This is a genomic window from Alloalcanivorax mobilis, assembly GCF_002864685.1.
In the GTDB taxonomy this organism is placed as follows: Bacteria; Pseudomonadota; Gammaproteobacteria; order Pseudomonadales; family Alcanivoracaceae; genus Alloalcanivorax; species Alloalcanivorax mobilis.
Genome location: NZ_NMQZ01000002.1, coordinates 203,438 through 226,803, shown reverse-complemented (window position 1 = coordinate 226,803; position 23,366 = coordinate 203,438). Strand labels below are relative to the sequence as shown.

General features: G+C 64.1%; 13 protein-coding genes. 5 read left to right on the top strand and 8 right to left on the bottom strand.

Annotated elements, in window-relative coordinates:
* Window positions 1–6: 6 nt before the first annotated feature.
* Window positions 7–7,641, top strand: a complete 7,635-nt coding sequence (locus tag CGS25_RS02635) for a hemagglutinin repeat-containing protein (RefSeq protein WP_101674511.1) — start codon at window positions 7–9, stop codon at window positions 7,639–7,641.
* Between the two features lie 276 nt (window positions 7,642–7,917).
* A complete protein-coding gene (locus tag CGS25_RS02630; RefSeq protein ID WP_101674510.1) occupies window positions 7,918–9,195 on the top strand; it encodes an HlyC/CorC family transporter in 1,278 nt (425 codons plus the stop codon).
* Between the two features lie 70 nt (window positions 9,196–9,265).
* On the opposite strand, the gene rssA is transcribed toward CGS25_RS02630, so the two are convergent.
* Genes rssA through CGS25_RS02610 form a run of 4 tightly spaced genes read right to left on the bottom strand, consistent with a single transcriptional unit; the run spans window position 9,266 to window position 11,538 of the window.
* Window positions 9,266–10,192, bottom strand: coding sequence for a patatin-like phospholipase RssA (gene rssA, locus CGS25_RS02625; protein WP_089031464.1), 927 nt, complete (start codon window positions 10,190–10,192; stop codon window positions 9,266–9,268).
* Window positions 10,192–10,413, bottom strand: coding sequence for a DUF1289 domain-containing protein (locus CGS25_RS02620; RefSeq protein ID WP_089031463.1), 222 nt, complete (start codon window positions 10,411–10,413; stop codon window positions 10,192–10,194). The genes rssA and CGS25_RS02620 overlap by 1 nt, the downstream gene beginning before the upstream one ends.
* Window positions 10,394–10,930, bottom strand: a complete 537-nt coding sequence (locus CGS25_RS02615) for a gamma carbonic anhydrase family protein (protein WP_101674509.1) — start codon at window positions 10,928–10,930, stop codon at window positions 10,394–10,396. Before CGS25_RS02615 ends, CGS25_RS02620 begins: the two co-directional genes overlap by 20 nt.
* Before the next feature lie 20 nt (window positions 10,931–10,950).
* Window positions 10,951–11,538: a CoA pyrophosphatase gene (locus tag CGS25_RS02610; RefSeq protein ID WP_089031461.1), complete on the bottom strand. Its 588-nt coding sequence runs from the start codon at window positions 11,536–11,538 to the stop codon at window positions 10,951–10,953.
* Window positions 11,539–11,798: 260 nt separating this feature from the next.
* Between CGS25_RS02610 and CGS25_RS02605 the strand changes: the two genes are divergently transcribed.
* Window positions 11,799–12,365 (top strand): NUDIX hydrolase, encoded by a 567-nt coding sequence (locus CGS25_RS02605; protein ID WP_089031460.1) that lies wholly within the window; start codon window positions 11,799–11,801, stop codon window positions 12,363–12,365.
* A 184-nt stretch (window positions 12,366–12,549) separates the two neighbouring features.
* The gene (locus tag CGS25_RS02600; RefSeq protein WP_198588673.1) at window positions 12,550–15,783 is read left to right on the top strand and encodes an InlB B-repeat-containing protein; all 3,234 of its coding nucleotides are present in this window, start codon (window positions 12,550–12,552) and stop codon (window positions 15,781–15,783) included.
* 51 nt (window positions 15,784–15,834) lie between these two features.
* Here the strand turns inward: CGS25_RS02600 and CGS25_RS02595 are convergent, their stop codons facing one another.
* The 3 genes from CGS25_RS02595 to purL all read right to left on the bottom strand — a co-directional run bounded on the left by CGS25_RS02595 (window position 15,835) and on the right by purL (window position 20,933).
* A complete protein-coding gene (locus tag CGS25_RS02595; RefSeq protein ID WP_101674507.1) occupies window positions 15,835–16,158 on the bottom strand; it encodes a Nif3-like dinuclear metal center hexameric protein in 324 nt (107 codons plus the stop codon).
* 48 nt (window positions 16,159–16,206) lie between these two features.
* Complete coding sequence (locus CGS25_RS02590) at window positions 16,207–16,923, bottom strand: PaaI family thioesterase (RefSeq protein WP_101674506.1); 717 nt, start codon at window positions 16,921–16,923, stop codon at window positions 16,207–16,209.
* 113 nt (window positions 16,924–17,036) lie between these two features.
* The gene (purL, locus tag CGS25_RS02585; protein WP_101674503.1) at window positions 17,037–20,933 is read right to left on the bottom strand and encodes a phosphoribosylformylglycinamidine synthase; all 3,897 of its coding nucleotides are present in this window, start codon (window positions 20,931–20,933) and stop codon (window positions 17,037–17,039) included.
* Between the two features lie 437 nt (window positions 20,934–21,370).
* Between purL and mltF the strand changes: the two genes are divergently transcribed.
* Window positions 21,371–22,777: a membrane-bound lytic murein transglycosylase MltF gene (gene mltF, locus CGS25_RS02580; protein ID WP_089031455.1), complete on the top strand. Its 1,407-nt coding sequence runs from the start codon at window positions 21,371–21,373 to the stop codon at window positions 22,775–22,777.
* 132 nt (window positions 22,778–22,909) lie between these two features.
* Here mltF and tadA read toward each other — a convergent pair whose 3' ends face one another.
* Complete coding sequence (gene tadA / locus CGS25_RS02575; protein WP_101674501.1) at window positions 22,910–23,362, bottom strand: tRNA adenosine(34) deaminase TadA; 453 nt, start codon at window positions 23,360–23,362, stop codon at window positions 22,910–22,912.
* Window positions 23,363–23,366: the final 4 nt, after the last annotated feature.

Sequence of the window (23,366 nt, the reverse complement as noted above, 5' to 3'; positions counted from 1 at the left end):
GAAACCATGAAACAGGCGACGCTTAATCACGTTTTTCGTCTGGTCTGGAGTGATCGGCTGCAAAGTTTCGTGCCAGTCGCTGAAACCGAGCGCCGCGGGCGCCGCGGCGCCTCGATCCGCCGACGGCTCGCACGGGCGGCCCTGGGAGCTCTGCTGGTCCCCGCCCTGGCCTGGGCCGATGGCGTCAAGGTGGCCCCCGGCTCCGGTGGCACCCGCGTTTACCAGGCCCCCAACGGCGTCACCGTGGTCGACATCGACAAAGCCAACGGACAGGGTTTGTCGCACAACAAATACCTGGACTACAACGTCAACAAGAAAGGGTTGGTGCTCAACAACGGCAGCCTGGCCAACGGCACTCAACAGCAATCGCAGTTGGCCGGCCAGATTCTGTCCAACGCCAATCTGGACAAAAGCGCCCGAGTGATTCTCAACGAAGTGGTGGCCGCCAACCGCAGCCAGCTCTCGGGCTTCACCGAAGTGGTCGGCGACAAGGCCGACGTGGTGCTGGCGAATCAGTATGGCATCACCTGTAACGGCTGCGGCTTCATCAATACCGACCGAGTGACTCTGACCACCGGCCGGCCAGACATTCGCAATGGCGTCTTGCAGGGTTTCAACGTGGAACGCGGGCAAATCCTGATTCACGGCCAGGGGCTGAACGCCACCAACCAGGACTACTTCGATCTGGTGGCCCGCTCAGTAAAACTGGACGGCATGGTCAATGCCCGGGACCTTCGAATCACCGCCGGCGCCAGCGATTGGGACTATGCCTCTAGGGAGGCAAGCGCCGTCGACGGCGACGAACCCGCCCCGGAACTGGCGTTGGACTCCACCGCGCTGGGCGGCATGTATGCGGATCGCATCTATATTCATGCCACCGAATCGGGTGTCGGGGTTCGTATGCTCGGCGACGCCGCCGCATCCGGCGCCGACTTTCGCCTTACCGCCGCCGGGCAGATCGAAGTCGGCGGCGACATCTCCGCGCAACGTGACGTCGCCCTGGCCACCAGCCAAAGCGGCCAACAAGCACTGGTGCTGAACAACGCCAGAATTTCGGCGAAACGCGATGCGTCACTCCATGCCACCGGCGAGGCACGCCTCACCGGCGGCACCCTGACAGCGGACGGCACCTTTTCCGCGAACGTGGGGAGCCTGAACGACCAAGCATCGCAAACGCAGGGCGAGTTCAACAATCAACGCTACGGCGCCGCCGGCGTGGCCATGAATATCAGCGGCAACGCCACGCTCAATGGCACCGGCTGGACCAGCGACGGGGCCCAGCAATGGACCCTGGCCAGCCTGGACGTGGCGGCGTTGGGCACCACCCTGTACGGCGACACCGTGGCGCTCACCGCCACCGACGCCGGCCTGGCGCTGGGCGACGCCAAAATCATCGCCAACCAGGATCTGTCCCTGCGCGCCCGGCAGGACATCACGACCGGCGATGGCGAGGAACAAGCGATTTCCTCGCGAGACGGCGATGTACGGATCGACACCGACACTACTCTGAACAACCAAGGGCACATCGTGGCTGGCGGCAACACGTCCCCTGGCAATGTCACGGTCAATGCCAAGGAAGGCGTTGACAATCAGGGCACCCTGGCCGGTACCGGAGACACCACCGTGGCCACCGATGGTCTGGTCGACAATAGCGGCATCCTGGGTGGCAACGGCGCCACCACCGTGCGCGGCCGGACCGGCGCGCGCGCCAGCGCGCTCGACAACCAAGGCAAGGTGCAATCCGGCGACGTCCTCACCGTGCAAGCGGATTCTATCCGCAACCGGGACGACGGCCTGATGTTGTCCACCAAAGGCGCGGACATCGACGGCAACGCCCTGAACAACAGCGGTGAACTGATCGCCGCCAACCTGGCCAACAGCGTGGCCGACCTGAATCTGCGCACATTGAGGAACACCGGCGATGGCATTCTGCAATCCGCCGGCGGCCTCTCCATCACCATCGGCGACACGTTGCAGAATTTCAGCAACATTCTGGCCTATGGCGACATCACAGTGCGTGGAGCGAGCGCGGGTTATCAACTGATCAACAGTGGCGCGCTGCAAAGCGGCGCCACTCTCTGCATTACCGGTATCGGCGACTGTCAAGGTAGCGCGCAAGCACGTAGTGGCGTGGACCTGACCCTGCAAGCCGAGAGCATGCTGAAGGGCCGTGACATTAACCTTCAAGCGGATGCGGTAACGCTCAATGGCGACGACGATAAAGGCAGTGAGATCAGTAGCGAGCGCAGCCTGATCCTGGCCGCCAATACCCTCAAAGTCGACCATGCCAAGGCGCGCCTGGTCGGCGGCACCACCACCACCGAAATCGATCTCAACGGTGGCCTGGAAAACAGTGGCGCCATTCACTCCCACGGTGACCTGGCGGTGAGCGCCCAACGTATCGACAACAGCGACACCGCCGGCCTCTCCGCCGCCGACAATCTGACATTGAACACCGATGCCGACATCGATAATGCCGGCTCACTCTATGCCGGCGGCGTTCTCAATATGACCGCGCGGGGCAACATCATCAATCACGAAGGCGCCACCATTCACAGCGGCGACAACGCCGGAGGCGTGGGCGACATAGTCAGCCAGAGCGTCGACTTCACCAACTACGGTGAAATTCTTTCGCTGAATGATATTACCTTGAATGTCGAGCGTTCGTTCGTGAATGAAACCCGCTTCGACGGCCAGAGCATCGACAAGACACTGGGTGACGCCGAGAACCCCCGCGACGAATCCGAAATCAAGATCGCCAACGAAGGCGGGGCGGACAGCGGCATGAATGTTTGGGTGGTTGAGGATCGGATCACCCGCCGAGAATCGCTGTCCGGCGACCTCACCGAAGCTGAACTTACCAACCGGAAAAAAGCGCAAATTCTGTCCACCGGCAACAATGGCACCCTGACTGTCAACTACGGTGAGAGCGGCTTGAACCGGGTCGCCGTCTTGTCCGCCAGCAATGTGGTCCTCAAGACCAGCAATGATCAGGCGGTCTTCACCAACGAATCACTGACGCTTTACCGTTACGACTACACCCGCCGCTGGATCGAATTCGGTGATGAAAAGATCGCCGCCGACAACTACCTGGGTGTCTGGGCTCGAACGGACCCGGACGCACCCATCGCCGACGCCGCCTGCGAGAATTGCGGCGACGTCGATGATGATCAATACGTACACGATAATTGGTCGCCCGGCGCCGGCTGGGAAAAAGTCGGAGGCACCGAACAGGCAGGAAGAACGAGGCCCAGCGACGCTCTTGTCCAGCGGGGCCGGGATGCCGCCACCGACGGCGCGGTCCGCGACGACATCGCGGTGGAGAAAAGCTTTGGTGCCGGTATTTTCGCCACCAATCTACAGGTGGAAGGCGGCAGCCTGAACAACGAAGGTTCTCCGTATCAGGATGCCGCGGAAGCCACCAGTGGCAATCCGCTTAGCGGCAACGTGGTGAGCACCGGCACGAACGGCGCCAACGGCATCAATCTGGGCAACTATACTGGCAGCAACATACCACTGCTCCCGATCACGCTGCCCGACAACCCGAATGGCTATTTCGTCACCAGTCAGGACCCGCAAGCCGACTATCTGGTGGAAACCAATTCCTTGTATACCAGCGGCAACCTGCTTGGCTCGGACTTCCTCGCCGATCAACTGGGTCTGGATCTGGACCAGATCGGCCTGCGATTGGGCGACGCCGGTTACGAAGCCTTTTTGATTCGCCAGCAGTTGCTCAACGAAACCGGCAACAACCGGCTTTCTGGTTATGCCGACGAGCAAAGCATGATCGAAAGCCTCTACGCCTCATCCGGTGATCAAGCCGGTACGCTGGGGCTCACCTGGGGTGAACCACTCTCTGAACAGCAAGTCGCTAATCTCGATCAGGACATGATTTGGATGGTGGAGCGGGAAGTGGACGGGCAGACCGTACTGGCGCCACAGGTGTACCTGTCCGAGGCCACTCGCCAGTCGATCAATGACGGCGCGGTGATCGCCGCCGACAACACCTTCATGGACGTCGAGAATCTGACCAACAACGGTGGCACGCTGTCCGGCAGCAACACCCTGGTGGTGGAAAGCAACCGGGACATCACCAATATCGGCGGCGACATCAGTGGCGGCAACGTCTACCTGACCGCCCAGGGGGACATCACCAACCAGACCGTGGCGGAGGGCGCCGGCGACGATACCACCTATCGGACCGTGCTCGGCAAGACCGGCAGCATCGTTTCCAACAACGATCTGCTGCTTTCCGCGGAGAATGATATTCGCAACCAGGGCGCCGACCTGTCGGCGAACGGCACCGCGATCATCAGCGCCGGCAACGACATCGTCGTGGACACCATCGAGAACAAAACCACGACGACCCGTTACAGCGAGTCCGGCAACAGCCGCACCACGACCACCCGGGGCAAAACCCGCCACATCGGCTCCAACCTGGATATGGGCGGCGACATGTTGCTGGAAAGCGGCAACGACACCACCATCGCCGCCAGCGATGTGAGCGTGGGCGGTAACATGGCTACGCTCACCGGTGGCTCGTACAGTCTGGAATCTCGTCAGGATCAGGACACCACCCACACGGAAAAGCGGGAAGAAGGATTCGGCGTGGCCGGCGGACTGTACGGTGAACGCGACACCACCACCGACGATTTCACCGGCACCAACAACGCGGCCAATCTCAACGTTGGGGGCGATGCGCTCATCGACAGTGGCGAGGACATAAAAATCCAGGGCGCGAATGTGGATGTGGGCGGCAACGCCGCACTGCGCGCGGAAAACGACATCGATATCCTCGATGGTCTGGACGAACGCCGCACCACGACAAAAACCGAGACCATGACCGTGTTCTCCACCGATACCGGCAGCTCCAGCGCGTCGAAGACCGACGCCAGCACCGGTACCGGTCCGGCTTCGGCGGAAGCCTCTGCCTCCGCGTCGTCGGAAGCGGGCAACGAGTCGGCACTGAATTTCTACAAGACCACCGAGACCAACACCGAGGAAACCAGTACTACCAGCGTCGCCTCCAGTCTCAATGTGGGTGGCAACCTTGACGTCGATGCCGGCAACGACCTGACCATCCGCGGTTCCGACGTCACCAGCAAGGGCCTCTCCCTGGCCGGGCGAGACATAAATGTACTGGCCGGCGAAAACACCCACAGCAAAACCACCAATGAAAAGAGCTTCGCCGTCGGCGTGTTCGTGGACAGTGGCGCACAGGCCGAGGCAGGCGCCGACGCCACGGCCACCGGCATGACCGCCAACGCCAAAGCCAACGCCGATGCCAGCGCGCAGGCGGAGACCACCGCGACCCTGGGCGTGCAAGACAAGAGTAGTCATCAGCGGACCGATTCGCTCACCCACAGCGCCTCGACCCTCAACGCCACCGGTGGCAGCGTTACCATCAACGCCCGCGAGGACGCCACCTTCAAGGGCTCCGAGGTGAACGCCGCCGGCAACATCGACATTGACGCCAAGAACATCCGCAATCTCGCCGCCGAGGATCGTCACTCACAAACAAGTTCGTCCACCACCCAGACCGGGGGCCTTTATGTCAGTGGCACCGCCAACGCGGAAGCCTCGGGCAACGCCAACGCCAATGTTCTCGGCGGCGGTGTTAAAGGCAAGGCCGCGGCCGGTACCACGGTGGGCGCCGGGCTGCGCTACGGCCGCGAGGAAAGCAGCGGCAGCAGCGGCAGCACCACCAGCCAGGTGAACAGCTTTACCGCCGGGGACGATGTGACACGCAACGCGGACAACCTGATTCATGATCAGGGCACGCAGATCACCGCCGGCGGCGACATCCAACAAAGCGCCACCACACTCAAGGACGAGGCCGCCGCCAACACCAGTTGGAGCACCAGCAGCGACACCACCCACGAAGCACGGCTGGGCGTCACCGGCGAAGCGGGCATCGAAGCCAATGCCGGCGCCCAGGGCGGCGTGGGCGCCGATTCCGGCGTCAAGGTGGAACCCACCGTCGGTGCCGGCATCACTGCCAGCTACGACTACCAGAAGGAAGACAGCGACCAGAGCAGTTCTCAGGCGGTCACCAGCCGTTATCAGGCAGGCGGTGACATCAGCTCCACCACCTCCGGCGAGACCAGCCTGGAAGGCACGCGAATGCAAGCCAAGGGGGATCTCAATCTGGCTGCGGAGTCACTGAATTACAAAGCGGCCGCCAACACCACCAGCAAAAGCGGCAGCGTCGACAACGCCAACGCCGGCGTCAAAGTGGATGTGGCGGAAAAAAGCGTCGACCTGAGCGCGGGCTATGACCAGAACAACACCACCGAAAGCAGTTCCGAGGCGGTGGCGGGTAGCCTGATGGCAGGTGGCAACGTCAATATTCAAACCACCAACGACACCACTCTTGAAGGGACAGCGGTGTCCGCCGGCGACAATATCGACGTCGCGTCCCGCGATGGCGACATCAATTTGCTGGCCGCTGAGAGCACCCAGTCCAGCAGCAGCGAAGGCTACAACGTGGGCGTTGAAGCCAGCATCAGCAAGAAGAAACCCGGCGGCTCGGTGTCGGGCGGCTACAACACAGGAGAAGCCTCCGCTACACAGCGCAGCGGCGTGACCCTGACTTCCAATTCCGGCGACATCAACCTGTCCTCCGGCGGCGACACCATCGCCGAGGGCGCCAAAATCAATGCCCGCGATGGCAAAGCAGGCATCAAGGCCGGCGGCCAGGTGGTGCTCAAGGAAGCCGTCAATGAACAAAGTTCCAAGGACGGGGGTTTCCAGGCTGGCATCAAGGTCAGCAAGAAACAGCAGTCCTTCGACGTCGGCGTGGCCGCCGGCGAGACGGACTCCCGCCAGGGCGACGTCACCTCGATCTCCGCACGGGAAGTAACCATCGAAGGCAATAAAGTCGTCGATCAGGAAGCCCATATCGACAGCAACAAAACCAGCATCACCGGGCCGGTGGAAAAACAGGCCCGCACCAACAAAAAAACCGGCTACGACATCGCCTTGGACATTAACGGCTCGCGCACCAAAGGCAAGACAATGTCGGGCCGCAAGAAGACCCCGACCACCAGCAATACGAACACCAACAATGGAAACGGAACCAGCGGCACGCATTCCAGTGGTGGCAATAACGGTACGACCGGCGGCAGCACGAGTTCCAGCGGCGCCAATGCGAGCGGCAATTCCAACTCCGCTTCCAGCTCAAGCTCTGGTTCGAGCTCCAGTAACACTAGCGGTAGCAACGGTACCGCCAGCAGCAACACGAGTTCCAGCAGCGCAAGCACGAGCGGCACTTCCAACTCTGGCTCCGGGTCAGGCTCTGGTTCGAGCTCCAACAACAATGGCAGCGCCAGTGCCGGCGGTAATGCTACCAATGTTTCGTCCGGAGCCGGTACGGCTGGCACCAGCCCCACCAACAACGGTAAGAAGAAAAAACGCAAGATCCATATTCCGGTGAATTTGCCCGGCAATCCGGGCGGCGGCGCGCCGGAGATCGAAATGCCGGACGGCCAACCGGTACCGGAGGGCATTGCCTTCGATCCAGCCACCGGAGCGGTGACCGGCAGTTTGCCCAGCGACTACCAGGGCCCGAAATCCATGGTTCTGCGGGTGCCGCAACGCGACGGCAGTACCGCGACCGTGGAGGTCGATCTGAATCGTTGACTCCCCTGATCAAGGGATACCCCGGCCGGCTCCGGTTCGCTAAGGTTGGGGTTCCCTCCCGCCATCAAGGCGTCCATACGATTGCATCGGCGGGGCGGATGCGCCCTTGGGGGGGTGCCGGTAGCTTAGAAGGCCACCATTTTGCCGCCGTGGGAGCGGCGCCGCTCGCACGCGAACGGATCGCTCCCAACGGCAGGCATTCACTGCCAGCGAGCTTGACAGCCCGGCCCGGCGACCAAACAATGATCTGCCCATAAGCAACCAAACGACTCCCTCTTGGACAGTTTCTCCGACGGGTGGCTGCTCACCGCCCTGATCATCCTGATTCTCGCTTCCGCGTTCTTCTCCAGCAGTGAAACCGGCATGGTGGCGATCAACCGCTACCGCTTGCGCCATCTGGCGCGCCAGGGCCACCGGGCGGCGTCCCGGGTCGAGGCACTTCTGAAACGCACCGACCGGCTGCTGTCGGTGATTCTGATCGGCAACAACTTCGTCAATAACTTCGCCGCCACCCTGTCCGCGATCCTGGCGATCCGCTGGCTGGGCGACTCCGGCGCCGCCGTCGCGCCGGTGGTGATCACGCTGGTGATGCTGGTGTTCGCCGAGATCACCCCGAAAACGTACGCGGCGATGCGGCCCGAGCGGGTGGCGTTTCCCGCCAGCTTCGTGCTCAGACCGCTGCAGATTCTGCTGGCACCGCTGGTATGGCTGGTCAACGGCATCAGCAGCGGCTTGCTGTGGCTGGTCGGCAGCCGCGGCGGCCAGAACGAAGAGGACCATCTCAGCCCGGAAGAACTGCGCACCGTGGTCAACGAAGCCGGCGGGTTGATCCCGGAAAAGCACCAGAAGATGCTGCTCAATATTCTCGACCTGGAGAGCGTCAGCGTCGAAGACATCATGATTCCGCGCAATGAAATGGTCGGCATCGACATTGATGACGATATGAGCGAGATCCTCAACACCCTGCGTGCCAGCCAGCACACCCGCCTGCCGGTGTATCGGGAAGACCCCAACACCATGCTCGGCGTGCTGCACCTGCGTAAGCTCAGCCGGCTGCTGCTCAAGGAAGACATCAACAAAGCGGAATTGATGCAATACACCGTGGAGCCGTACTTCGTACCCGAGGGCACCTCGCTGAACCGCCAGTTGATCAATTTTCAGAATGCCAAGCGGCGCATCGGCATCGTGGTCGATGAATACGGCGACGTGCTCGGGCTGGTGACCCTGGAGGACATCCTCGAAGAAATCGTCGGCGAATTCACCACCGACCTGGCCGCCACCAGCCAGGACATCCACCCCCAGGAAGATGGCAGCTATGTGATCGACGGCTCCACCCACCTGCGCGACATCAACCGCGCCCTGGGCTGGGAAATGCCCACGGTTGGCCCACGCACCCTCAACGGCTTGATCCTGGAATACCTGCAGGACATCCCCGAAGCCAACATCTCGATCAAGGTGGACGACTACCTGATCGAGATCATGCAGGTGAAGGACAATATGGTGAAGGCGGTGCGGGTACGGCGGGCATCGGCGAATCAAAGAGTTGAAGGTTAAAATAGGCCTATGCCCGCGCTCCCATGCCGGCTTTTCCTTTCAACTTTTAACTTTCAACGTCCAACCAACTTCAAACCCGATCCGCGTCGGGGGAGCCGAGCCAGGCGCGGATGTCGGCGGCGTGGCGTTCGACCAGTCGGTAGCCTTCGTCGATCGCCTCCTTGGCGCGGTGGAAATCCATCAAAGCGAAGTCCTCGAGCAGCGGAATCAGGGTGATCTCCGGCGGGTCGCCAGCCATGCGCGAGCGGGTGATGCGGTCCTGCATGATATTGACGCTGGAGGCGATCACGTCGAAAAAACCCGGGCTTTCGCCTTCGCCGGAACTGAAGTAGTTGGTCATTTTCTGCCACAGGCTGCGGTCTTCTTCGTTGCCTCCCTGGTCGTCATCCGGCGGCCGCTGACGGCTCAGGTGAGCCCCCACCAACTGGGCGTTGAGGTTCACGGCGATCACCACGTCGGCGCCGAAGGCGCGGGCGGCGGACACCGGCACCGGATTCACCAGGCCACCGTCGAGCATCCAGCGGCCCTGGTGCTGAAACGGCGAAAACACCCCCGGCAAGGCACAGGATGCCCGCGCCGCGTCCAGAATCGGCCCCTTGCTGATCCAGATCTCGCGGCCACTTTTCATGTCCGTGGCCACCGTGACAAAGCGCTGGTCGAGCTCTTCGATGTCTGGATTGGCGTGCATCTTTTCGAAGTAACCGAACAGCTTCTCGCCCTTGACCACGCCACCGGAGAACGTGAAATCCATCAGGCTGAACACGTCCCGGGTGGTGAGCCTTTTCACCCACTCACTGAAATCGCTGAGCGCGCCATTAACGTAGGCACCCCCCACCAGGGCGCCAATCGACGTGCCCGCCACTACATCCGGGCGCACCCCCATGTCCTCAAGCGCCTGAATCACGCCAATGTGCGCCCAGCCCCGGGCGGACCCGCTGCCCAGGGCCAGGCCCAGCTTCGGTTTTTCCACCCCGGTGGGGGCCGGCAACTCCGCCATCACCACCCCTCCTTTCGTGCCTGTTGCACCACGCAGGGCGCCGGCTCACCGGCCATGCGCCGCTCACACCGATTCAATACCTCATGCTGGCGCTGCGCGTCCAGCAGACCCCAATAGCTGATCTCCCCACCGGTACGGAAGCACCCAACGCAGACATCGTCGCCGTCCAGCGCGCAGATCGACACGCACGGTGACACCGGCTTACTGGTCAAAGCGCTCATCGGGCTGCAGGTGCTCCGCGAAATGACGGGCGTGGGCCACATAATGCTGGCTGCCCATGGCGATCATCGCCTTGTGGCCGTCGGTGACCGGCTTAATGACCTTGGCGGGCGCGCCCATCACCAGGGAATTATCGGGAATCCGCATGCCCTCGGGCACCAGGGCATGGGCGCCGATGATGCAATTGCTGCCAACACGAGCGCCGTTAAGAACCACCGCATTCATGCCGATCAGGGTATTATCGCCAATGGTGCAGCCGTGCAGCATCACCTTATGGCCCACGGTGACGTCCTTACCGATTTTCATCGGCACGCCCGGGTCCACGTGCAATACCGAATTTTCCTGCACGTTGCTGTTCTCGCCGATCTCGATCACATCGTTATCGGCACGGATCACCACACCGAACCAGACACTGGCGTTGGCGCCCAGAACCACCGAACCGATCAGCGTGGCACTGGGGGCGATCCACTGCCCCTCGCCGCGCAGCTCAAGCTGACGGCCATCCATTTTATAGATCATCGCGTTGTCCTCTCTTATCGCTACGCTTCGGTCAGGTCGAAACGCACACCGGTATCGTATACATGGTTAAGAAGGTCCAGGATCATCAGGGCGGTGAGGCCCCAGATCCGTTTGTCCTCGAAGTAGTAATTGGGCATGCGCAGTCGCCGGCCATACACCTCCACCGGCTCGGAAAGCTCCGGCCGCGCGTCCAGAAAAAAGCTCAACGGCACCTGGAAGATGCTGGCGATCTCGCCCGGCTCCGGCACCAGCTCAACGCCAGGCGTCACCAGCCCCACGAACGGCGTCACCTTCATGCCAAAACGGGACGCCAGCGGCGAGAGTTGCCCCAGTACTTCCACCTCCTTATAGGGCAGCCCAACCTCTTCACGGCTCTCCCGCAGCGCGGTCATTCTAAGATCGCGATCACCGGGATCACGCTTACCGCCGGGGAACGCCACTTCGCCGGCGTGGGTGGACATTGAATGCGAACGCACGGTGAGAATCAGTTCCGGCTCGGCGCTGTCCACGAATGGCATCAGCACCGCCGCCTCGGGCAGTGCCTCCAGAAACAGATCATTGACGGTGTAATCAGGCAGGCGCTGGCGCAGACGCTCCAGGGGATTCATGCGCACCTCCCCACCATGTCGGCCAACCAGCGACCGGCCACCTGCGGGCCCACTGCGGCGACGGCGCCTTGTGGCGAAGCCGTGCCGGGCCCAGGGAATGTTGTCACTTCGTTCTCCGCCTAAGAATTCGTTTTTCAGTTCATACGCCAGTTTGAACAGGCACACCCGCCGGGGCAAGCCTGAGCCCCAACCCTGATCGCCAATTGCGGGCCGGGCGCGCAGCCATTACGCTGCTTACCTTGATTCCGGCGAGCGCATCCATGAAGTATTGCAGCCAGTGTGGCCACGACATTCAGTTTTCCATTCCCGACGGCGACAACCGCCCGCGCTACTGGTGTGACCAGTGCGGCGTGATCCATTATCAGAACCCGAAAATCGTGGTCGGCGCGGTGCCGGTCTGGGAAGGCCGCATTCTGCTGTGTAAACGCGCCATCGAGCCACGCATCGGCTACTGGACCCTGCCCGCCGGCTATATGGAAAACGGCGAGACCCTGCAGGAAGGCGCCGCCCGCGAGACCTGGGAAGAGGCCTGCGCCACGGTGGCAGTGGGCGATTTGTACACCGTGTTCAATCTGCCCCACATCAATCAGGTGTACATGTTCTTTCTTGGCGAAATGGTCAACGGCGAGTACGCCGTGGGCGATGAAAGCGCCGACGTCGGCCTGTTCAGCGAAGAAGAGATCCCCTGGGACGAGCTGGCCTTTCCGACCATCGGCCGCACCCTGAAATTCTTCTTCCAGGATCGCGCCAGCGGCAATGATTACCCGATCCGCACCCAGGACATCGCCCCGCTGAAACGCAAGCCCTCCCTGGACGATGCGCTCTGACAGGCAACCAAGAATAATTTCGCATTCGCAACAAGTCGCGTACCAAGCGGATACACTCCGTCACAAAAACCGATTAATCTTCTTCCCATAACGTCGATAACGACATAACGCCGGGGTGGTCCACGATCAGCCCGGTGCATCCATGACCGCTGGCGTGGGAGCGCCAAACCTGGGGGAAGAGTTCGTGACCGTTCTATCGAATGCCCGACGCGGCCTGGCCGCGTTGCTGGTGACCTTTGTCTGCCTGATCGCCCACACCGCCACCGCCCTGACCCTCGGCGATGCCAACTGGGCGGCCCTGGAGGCCATCGATCCGGGCTCGCCCGGCGACAGCGTACCGGCGACGGTCGAGTACCAGGGCGATCTGTACGCCGCTCAAACCTCCACCGACGCCGGCGACGCGGGCGCCCGCGTCGCCCGTTGGGACGGCCAGCAATGGCACGCCCTGGGGGCAGGGTTCAACGGCCCGGTGCTGGCGCTGGCAATGTTCCACGATGAACTCTACGCCGGCGGCGACTTCAGCGCCGTGGACGGCAACCCGGCCGCCGGCGTCGCCCGCTGGGACGGCGAGCAATGGCAGCCCCTGGGCAGCGGCGTCAACGATACCGTGCGGACCTTCCGGGTGTGGCGAAACCAGCTCTACATGGGCGGCGACTTCAACGAGGCCGGCGGCGCCTCGACCACCCTGCTGGCCGCCTGGACCGGGAGCGCCTGGGCAGGTCTGAACGTCACCGGGCTATCCGGTGAATTGCTTGACCTGGAGGTCCATCAGGACATCCTGTTTCTGGCCGGCGACATGCGCTTTTACGGCGGCGACATGAATCTGGTCGCCTACCCTGGCACCGGCGACTATGGCGCCTTCCCGGGCATTCCGGAGGTCGACAGATTCACCGCCCTGGCCCTCTACCAGGGCCAGATGATGGTGTTCGCGCCGGATGCCGACACCGACACTACCCACGCCTATGTCTACGTGGGCACAGGCTGGGCGGAGCCGCTGCCGGACGCGGCCACCCCTGCCATTTCCTCCGCCGTTGAGTTCAAGGGTCTCTTGTTCGCCGCCGCCGACACCGGCCTGTATGTGTACGACGGCAGCGGCTGGCAGCGGCCGGAGCCGGGCATTACCGAGGTGGTCAACGCCTTGACCGTCAGCGGCGACCAGCTCTATGTGAGTGGCCCGTTCAACGCGGTGGGCGACCAGACAGCGCACAATCTGGCCGCCCTGACCCCCGATATCGACATCACCTTCGACACGCAAACCGGACAGAGCAGCAGCGTTCTCTACTTCGCCGACACCGCCGTTGATCTTCCCGCGGCGCCCACTCGCGAAGGCTATACCTTCACCGGCTGGAACACCCAGGCCGACGGCACCGGCAGCGGCTATACCGAGACCCTGACCGTAGGCGATGCGGCGATGACGCTGTACGCCCAGTGGCAGGCGAACGCATACACGGTCAGCTTCGACGCCAACGGTGGCGAAGCCCTGGACGACCTGTCGGTGAACTTCGGCGACGCCATCGCCGCGCCCACGCCCACCCGCACCGGTTATGCCTTCCTCGGCTGGCAGCCAGCCCTGCCGGAGACCATGCCCGCCAACGACCTCAGCGTCACCGCCCAATGGCGGGCGCTGCCCGAGTACACCGCCACCGCCGTGGTCCAGGGGCAGGGCCAGATCACACCCGCCAGCCAGACCCGGTACGTCAATGAGACCGCCAGCTTCGAGCTGAGCCTGGCCAACCCCTCCGACTATGTGGTGGTCGCTGGCGACTGTGGCGCCAGCCTGGCCGGCGACCTGATCACCACCGCGCCGCTCACCGGTGACTGCACGGTGCAGGCACAGATATACCCGTCCACCGCAGCGGAGAAGGACAAGGAAGGCCCTCTGGCCAGTGCCGAAAGCGTCAGCTTCCGTCTGCAAGGCGGTGCCGGCGACAAAGTCGTGTCCTCCGTGTACCGGATGCGCGCCGGCGTTGACGCGCCCCTGTTCGGCGACGAAGCGGACACCCTGCTGAGCGTCAATGAGGACGGCAGCTACACCTTTACGTCCGAACGCACCGGGCGCTATACCTTCCACTTCAGCGATGAGGTCTCCGGCGAGATTACCGAGGTGAGCATCGATGTGCTGCCCCATCTCGCATTTGCCAGCAGCCATCGCCGCGCCCTGCGGGATGACACCAGCGAACTCACCGTCTGGCTGAACGACGAACCCATTGCTTACCCGGTCACCGCCACTCTGACCGGCAACGGCATGGGCTTCGAGACCCAGGCGCTCACCCTGGTTGAAAGCGACGCACGGCGGCTCTCGCTGTCCGTGCCCACCGGCGGCGGCGACACCGCCGCTCTCGAACTCAGCGAGCTGGACGGCGCCCTGGCCGGCAATCCGGCCACCCAGGCCCTGACCCTGCAAAGCGATCCGCTGCCGCTGTCGTTGTCACTCACCGTGGGCCAGGGTCTGCTCAGTGACACCCGGGTGGTGGGCCGCGACAAAGGCACCGTGATCCTCAACGTCGACGCCGGCAACGCGCAAGTCGAGCAGTACCAGTGGCGGGCGGACAACCTGCCGCTGTTCAGCAACGGCACCCAGGCCGCCTTCAATATGGAAACACTGGAACCCGGCAGCTACGAGATCGCGGTGACCGCCACCACCGCCGATAGCCAGGGCGTGGCCCTGGCCACCTTGCAGGTGGTGGAAACCTGCCCGCCGGAAGGATGCTATGACCTGATACAGGGCGTGCCGCCGGCCGCCAATCCCTTTGCCGGTGAGGATCACCGCCTGGCGTTGTGCCCGGGCAGCCGGGTGGCACTCTGCGACGGCGAGGAAAAGGCCTATCTGGAAACCGCTGGCCCCTTCCGGCTGGCCCTGGGCGGCACCAGCGCCACCCAGTCCTGGGACAGCGGCGAGTTCGGCCTGGGCCTCAGCGACGGCTCCCTACCGCAGGACGGTGACTATCGGCGGCTCGGAGTGGCGGTCGATTTCAAAATCCAGGCGCTCAATCAGCCCGGCGAAACCGTGCCGGTGGCGATTCCGCTGGTGGGGGACACGGTAATCCCCGCCGGCGCGGTGTGGCGCAAGTACCTGAACGGTGGCTGGCACACCTTCCTGGAGGACGAGTTCAACCAGTTGCACAGCGCGCCGAAGAACGGCCTGGGCCTGTGCCCGGCGGTGTCCGCGGACAGTTGGACGCCGGGCCTCACCGAAGGCGACGCCTGCGTGCGGCTGTCGATTGAGGACGGTGGCGCCAACGACGCCGACGGGCACGCCGACGGCACCGTCCGCGATCCGGGCGTGCTGGCGGTAAGAACCGGCAGCGGGATACTCGACGACGGCTTTAAGCTGGGCGGTGGCGGCGCCAGCGGCGGGTTATCCTTGACCCTGCTCGGACTGCTGGCCCTGCGGCGCCAGCGTCCGGCCGGGGTTTGACTCAGCGTGTGGCGCGCAGCGCAAAGCGTGCTGTGTGCCCAACTGGCGCGCTTAACCCGGCAGATCTTCCAGCCGCCACACATCAATGGCGGGCTCTTCGTAGGGATGCGCCAGGCGCAGAGCGCTGAGGGCGGCCTTGAGGTGGTCGTCGGCGCAGATCATTTCGACGCGGAATTCGTCCACGGTCTCGATCTCGCCCTGCTCGCCCAGATGCGGGTGGCTGCCTTCCAGGGGGCGAAACTGGCCCTGGCCACGCACCTGAAAGCTGCAGCAATCGTAGTTGCCCAGGCGCCCGGCGCCGGCTTCGAAAACCGCCGTCTTAACCGCCTCGGCGTGCTCTTCAGGGACGTAGAAGCACAGTTTGTAGAACGTCATGTCGGCTCCCGCTGGTTGTTCTCGGCCGGCCCGCTCAGACCTGCCCGCTCAGGCCGGTTCGCTGTCGGCGCCGGCGGCCTGCTCCTGAGCGTACTCCGGGCGCAGGCGGTAATCACCCCGTGAGGAAATCCAGATGCCCTGCGCGGCGACCGTCTGTACCCCGGCGGCGAACACCGTTGCCTCGGTGATCAGCTTACGCCGCTCCAGCCTCACCAGCCGCGCCTCGAATTCCACGTCGGTGTTGAGGGGCGTGGGCGCCAGGTAGCGAATATTGAGCGTGCCGGTCATGCCCAGGTTTTCGACCATATCCTGGGTCTTGGCCATCAGCATATCCAGTGCCAGCGCCAGCACGCCGCCGTGCACCTTGCCTGGCGGGCCCATAAAAGCACGGCCGAAGCGCGCCTGGCCACGCACCACATCGCCGTCGAGCCACAAGGTCACCGGCGGCGACATCGGGTTGGCCGGGCCGGTGAGAATCTCGAACTCGGACATGTCGAGCACGTCCTGATGGCTGCCCTGCCCGACAATCAGCCGGCCCAGCACATCGCGCATGCTGTGGTGGCCATGCTGCTCAAGGCCTTGCCGCAAGGCGCGCGCCTGCTCGGTGTAGCGCGCCAGCGCCGCTTCGTCGGCGTCCAGGCGAATCAATTGCTCGTTGATCGCCGCCAACTCCCGCGCCAACGCCCGGCGCTGCGCGGACACCGGCGTCGGCGCCGGCGACTCGCCCAGGGGGAGATCGAAATAATTGTATGTCTGCTCTGTCATTTTCGTTCCTCGGCGAAGCCACAAGCTACAAGCTGACCAGGCCATTACCACACCTTTGCGGAGCTTCCAGCCTGGGGTTGCCTGCGGCTTGCGGCTTGCGGCCTGCGGCCGTTTCATCCCACCCATTTGCGGGCGTTGGCGAACAACCGATACCAGGGGCCGTTCTCGAAACGCTGCCAATCGTCCGGGGTCCAGCTGTTTTGCAGCACCCGGAACACCCGCTCCGGGTGGGGCATCACAATGGTGGCGCGGCCATCGCGGGAGGTGAAGCCGGTGGTGCCCTGGGCGGAACCGTTGGGGTTGGCCGGGTACTGCTCGGTGGGGTTGCCGAGCCCATCCACGTAGCGCAACGCCACCAGCCGCTGTTCCAGGTTGCGGTTCAGATTTTCGTCGCTGATTTCCACCCGGCCTTCGCCGTGGGCCACGGCGATCGGAATCCGGGTGCCGGCCATGTCGCGCAGCAGAATCGAGGGGGAATCCTGGATTTCCACCAGCGAGGTGCGCGCTTCAAACTGTTCACTGAGGTTGCGCACGAAGCGCGGCCAATGCTCGGCGCCGGGGATCAGGTCCTTGAGCAACGAGAGCATCTGGCAACCGTTACAGACCCCCAGGGTGAAGGTGTCTTCCCGATAGAAGAAGCGATTGAAGGCATCCCGCAGCTGGTTGTGATAGAGCACGGTCTTGGCCCAGCCGCCGCCGGCGCCCAGCACGTCGCCGTAGGAAAAACCGCCGCAGGCCACCAGCCCTTTCATTTGCTCCAGGTTGACGCGGCCGGCGAGCAGGTCGCTCATGTGCACGTCCACGGCGCTGAAACCGGCGCGGTCAAAGGCGGCGGCCATTTCCAGGTGGCCGTTAACACCCTGTTCACGCAGGATTGCCACCTGAGGGCGGGCACCGCTGTTCAGATAGGGGGCGGCCACGTCTTCGCTCATGTCGAAGGTGAGGCGCACGTTCAGCCCCGGGTCATCGGCGTCGGCGATGGCGTCGAATTCCTGGCGGGCGCAATCCGGGTTGTCGCGCAGCGCCTGAATGCGATAGCTGGTTTCCGACCAGATGCGCTGCAAGCCGCGACGGGTGCGCTCCATCAGCACCGCGCCGCCCAGGCGCAGGCGCAGCACGTCTTCGCCATTGAGCAGCGCCACCGAGTGCACGCAGCCGCCCAGGCCGGCGTCCTGGTACGCGCGGCGCACCGCGTCGACGTCCTCGGCGCGCACCTGCAGCACCGCGCCCGCCTCTTCGGCGAACAGCGCCGCCAGCACTTCCTGATCGTCGCCGGCGATGTGGTCGAGCACGATGTCCAGGCCGACCCGGCCGGCGAACGCCATTTCCGTGAGCGTGGCGAGCAGGCCGCCATCGGAACGGTCGTGGTAGGCCAGCAAGCGGCCCTCGGCGAGCAGCGCCTGGGTGACGTTAAAGAAGGCAATCAGGTCGTCGGCGTTGTCCAGATCCGGCGCCACCTCGCCCACCTGCCCGTACACCTGGGCCAGCGCGGAGCCGGCCAGGCGGTTCTGGCCGCGCCCCAGATCCACCAGCAGCAATTCACTGTCGACGCCGGTACGCAGTTGCGGGGTGGCGGTGAGGCCCACGTCGGTGACGTTGGCGAAACCGGTGACGATCAGCGACAACGGCGCGGTCACGCTTTTGTCGATGCCGCGTTCCTGCCACAGGGTACGCATGGACAGCGAGTCCTTACCCACCGGGATGGCGATGCCCAGCTCGGGGCACAACTCCATGCCCACCGCCTTGACGGTGTCGAACAGGGCCTGGTCTTCGCCCGGATGACCGGCGGCGGCCATCCAGTTGGCGGACAGCCGGATATTGGCCAGCGAACCGATGTGCGTGGCGGCCAGGTTGGTGATCGCCTCGGTCACCGCCAGCCGCCCGGAGGCGGCGGCGTTGACCAGCGCCACCGGGGTGCGCTCGCCCATCGCCATGGCTTCGCCACAGCGCTGGTTGTAACCGGCGGCGGTCACCGCGCAATCGGCCACCGGCACCTGCCAGGGGCCGACCATTTGATCGCGGTGCACCAGGCCGGTCACCGAGCGGTCACCGATGGTGATCAGGAAGTTCTTGGAGGCCACGCTGGGCAGGCGCAGCACCCGCTCCACCGCGTCCTTGAGACCGATGCCGTCCAGTTCGAAGGGGCGGCGCTGAAAATCTTCCCGGTCGAAGGCGCGCTGCATCTTGGGCGCCTTACCGAACAGCAGATCCATCGGCAGATCCACCGGCGCGTTACCAAAGTGCTCGTCGCTGACTTTAAGGTGCTCGGCTTCGGTGGCCTCGCCGAGCACCGCGAACGGCGTGCGCTCACGCTGGCAGAGCGCCTCGAAACGGGGCAGATCCTCGGGCATCACCGCGAGCACGTACCGTTCCTGGGCTTCGTTGCACCAGATTTCCACCGGGCTCATGCCGGGCTCGTCGTTGGGCACCCGCCGCAGTTCCAGGCTGGCGCCGCGATCATGGTCGTGAACCAGCTCGGGCAGGGCGTTGGAGAGCCCACCGGCGCCAACGTCATGAATCGACACAATCGGGTTGTGGTCGCCCAGCTCCCAGCAGCGGTCGATCACCTCCTGCACGCGGCGCTCAATCTCCGGGTTGCCCCGTTGCACCGAGGCGAAATCCAGGGCTTCGTCGGACTCGCCGCTGGCCATCGAGCTGGCGGCACCGCCGCCCAGGCCGATCAGCAGCGCCGGGCCACCCAGCACGATGACCTTGGCGCCGGGGGGAATGTTGTTCTTTTCCACATGGCCGTCGCGGATGTTGCCCAGCCCACCGGCGATCATGATCGGCTTATGGTAACCACGCCGTTCATCGCCATTCAGGCCCGGGGCTTCCAGTTCCAGGGTGCGGAAATAACCGCCCAGATTGGGGCGGCCGAATTCGTTGTTGAAGGCGGCGCCGCCCAGCGGCCCCTCGATCATGATGTCCAGTGGCGAGGCCATGCGGCCGGGGCGGCCGTAGTCCTGCTCCCAGGGCTGGTCAAAGCCGGGAATACGCAGGTTCGACACCGAAAAGCCGGTCAGCCCGGCCTTCGGCTTGGCGCCCCGGCCGGTGGCGCCCTCGTCACGGATTTCACCGCCGGCGCCGGTGGCCGCGCCCGGGTGCGGGGCAATCGCGGTGGGGTGGTTGTGGGTCTCCACCTTCATCAGCATGTGCACCGGCTCGTTCACGTAACCGTATTCACCGCTTTCCGGGTCGCGGAAGAAACGGTCCGCGAGCGGGCCGGCCACCACCGCCGCGTTGTCCTTATAGGCGCTGAGCACCCCTTGCGGGGCGCACTTGTGGGTATTGCGGATCATCCCGAACAGGCTCAGCGGCTGCGTTTCGCCGTCGATGTTCCACTCGGCGTTGAAGATCTTGTGCCGGCAATGCTCGGAGTTGGCCTGGGCGAACATCATCAGTTCGGCGTCGGAAGGATTGCGGCCCAAGGCGGTGAAACGCTCCACCAGGTAATCGATTTCGTCGTCGGCCAGCGCCAGGCCCAGCTCACCGTTGGCCTGGGCCAGCGCCTCTCGCCCACCGCCGATCACATCGACACTGGCCAGCGAGCGCGGCTGGTGGTGGGTAAACAGCACCTCGGCCGAGTCCAGATCCGCCAGCACCGCCTCGACCATGCGATCGTGCAAGGGCGTCGCCAGCGCGGCACGATCCGGCTGGCCGGTGACCGCCACCCGGTATTCAACACCACGCTCCACCCGCCGCACCTTGGCCAGCCCGGCGTTGTGGCAGATGTCGGTGGCCTTGGAGGACCACGGCGACACCGTCCCGGGCCGGGGCACCACCACGAACAGCTCGCCCTCGGCAGACTCTTTGTGCGGGCTGGCGTCGTCCACACTGGGGCCGTATTCGAGCAAGCCGTCAAGAATCTGTCGTTCGCGCTCGTCCAGCGCCTCGCTGAGCTCAACAAAATGAACGAAACGGGCCGACAAAGCCTCTGCCTGTGGCAGAGCCTCGAGCAGTTTTTCTTTACGAAATGCGGACAGCGCCGGGCTACCGGGGAGGATCAGCATAGGGTTGGCTTTTCCTTTGGATCGAGGGATGACTCCAGGTCGGCAGCGCCCCCCTGGAGAGGCGCAATGATACGGTATGCCCGGCCGAATTCCTATTCGCCGGCACGCGCCAGCCGCCATCGTCACCGCCCTGGACGACACGCCAGCGGCATTTTAAATGTAAGCAAAGATGCCCACCTCAAGGCAACCCGTGGGCGCGCCTATTCGCGGCAAAGCCCCGTATCCCGGGGGCTGTGGTCCTGCGATTGGCTGCGGCGCCGGGCCCGATGTGCCGTGATTGTCGGCCATACGGCTAGATTTTCGCCAACCTGCAATGATAAATTCGCGCTCGCATAGATGAAGAACTCAGTGTCACGGGGCATGGATCGCCGCCGCTGACCCGCGTATGGCATGGGCCATACCACCTGCCTGGACACCCAGCAGAGGTATCAACGGACATGAAAAGCTTGCTCCGCCACAGCCGCACGCTGCTGGCGCCCATCGCCTTGTTGTGCGTGGTGGGCCTGGTCGCGGCGATGCGCCCCACCCCCACCGCCCTGGAACGTGTCCAGGCGCGGGGCGAGCTGGTGGTGGCGACCCGTCCCTCGCTGACCACCGTCTATCAGGACCCGAAAGGCCAGACCGGCATGGAATACGAGCTGGCGAACGGCTTCGCCGAGCGGCTTGGCGTGCGCTTGCGTCTGGTGGAAATGGACACCCCCGCCGAGGTGAAATACGCGGTGCGCCGCGGCAAAGCCGACCTCGCCGCCGCCGGCCTGACCGTTACCGATGAGCGCCGCCAGGGGCTGCGCTTCAGTACCCCCTACCAACAGGTCGATACCCTGGTGATGTATCGCCTCGGCGAGGCCCGGCCGAAACGGATCGAGGATCTGATCGGCAAGAAAGTGGTGGTGCGCGCCGGCAGCAGCCACGCGGAAATGCTCAACCAGGCCCGCCTGGAGCACCCCGCTCTGCACTTCGAGCAGGTGGAAAACGCCAACGCCGAACAGATGCTCACCCTGGTCGAAGAAGGCAACGCCGATTACACCCTGATCAACTCCAATGCCTACGCGATTCACCGGGGCCTGTTCCCGGACCTGGCTTCCGGTTTCACTCTCGGTGGCGATCAGGACCTGGCCTGGGCGTTCAGCCCGAGCGACGACCGCAGCCTGTATCTGGCGGCGCAGCGCTATCTCACGCAGATGAAGGCCGCCGGAGAAACCCAGCGGCTGGCGGATCGCTTCTATGGCCACGTCGAGCAGTTCGACCTGTACGCCGCGCGCAGTTTTATCCGCCATCTGGATGATCGCCTGCCCCTGTACACCCAGGACTTCCAAACCGCCGCCAGCGATGCCGACTTCGATTGGCGCCTGCTGGCCGCCGTCGCCTATCAGGAATCGCTCTGGGACGCCGCCGCCATCTCACCCACCGGCGTGCAGGGCCTGATGATGCTCACCGCCAACACGGCGCGGGAAATGGGCGTTGACGACCGCACCGACCCGGCGCAAAGCATCCAGGCCGGCGCCGCTTACCTGCGCAAGATTCATAACCGCATTCCGGATCGGATTCAGGAGCCGGACCGCACCTGGATGGCACTGGCCGCCTACAACGTGGGCTTCGGCCATCTGGAAGACGCGCGCGTGCTCACCGAACGCCAGGGCGACGACCCGGATAACTGGCAGGCGGTGAAACAGCGCCTGCCCCTGCTCAGCCAGTCCGCCTACGCCAAACAGTTGCGCTACGGGCGCGCCCCCGGCGGCCAGGCGGCCCTCTATGTGCGTCACATCCGCCGTTATTACGACCTGCTGGTATGGGCGGACAACTCCGAGCGCCACCGCTCCACCCTGCTCGCCTCGGCGAACTGATCGTCCTGGAAAGCGGATACAGGGATCAGGATACAGGGAACAGCGCGACGCAAACCGGGGTGTAACGAGACGCCGTGCCCGCGCCGCGACACTAAAAAGAGCAACCCCGCTGCCTCCCCCCCCTGGCCTTTGCTAGCCCCTTCGTTGCCGAAAAAAACGTCGCATCAGTTGCGAAGCGGCGTCCGCTTCGACGCCGCCCAGCACCTCGATCCGGTGGTTGTAGAAATCCTGCCCGGGCAACATCAGACGGCTTTCGCAGACGCCAGCGCGGGGCTCGGCGGCACCGTACACCAGCCGCGCGATGCGGGCGTGGACCAGCGCGCCGAAGCACATGGTGCACGGCTCGATGGTGACGTACAGGGTCGCCCCGGGCAGCCGGTAATTGTTTTGCCGGGCGGCGGCGTCACGCAGCGCGTTGATCTCGGCGTGGCCAGTGGGATCGTGGGCGCCAATCGGCCGGTTGTAGCCCTCGCCCAGCACCTGATCATCGCGCACCACCAGGGCCCCCACCGGTACCTCGCCCTCGCTGGCCGCCTGTTCCGCCAACACCAGCGCGCGCGCCATCCAATAACCGTCGTTGTGCATATCC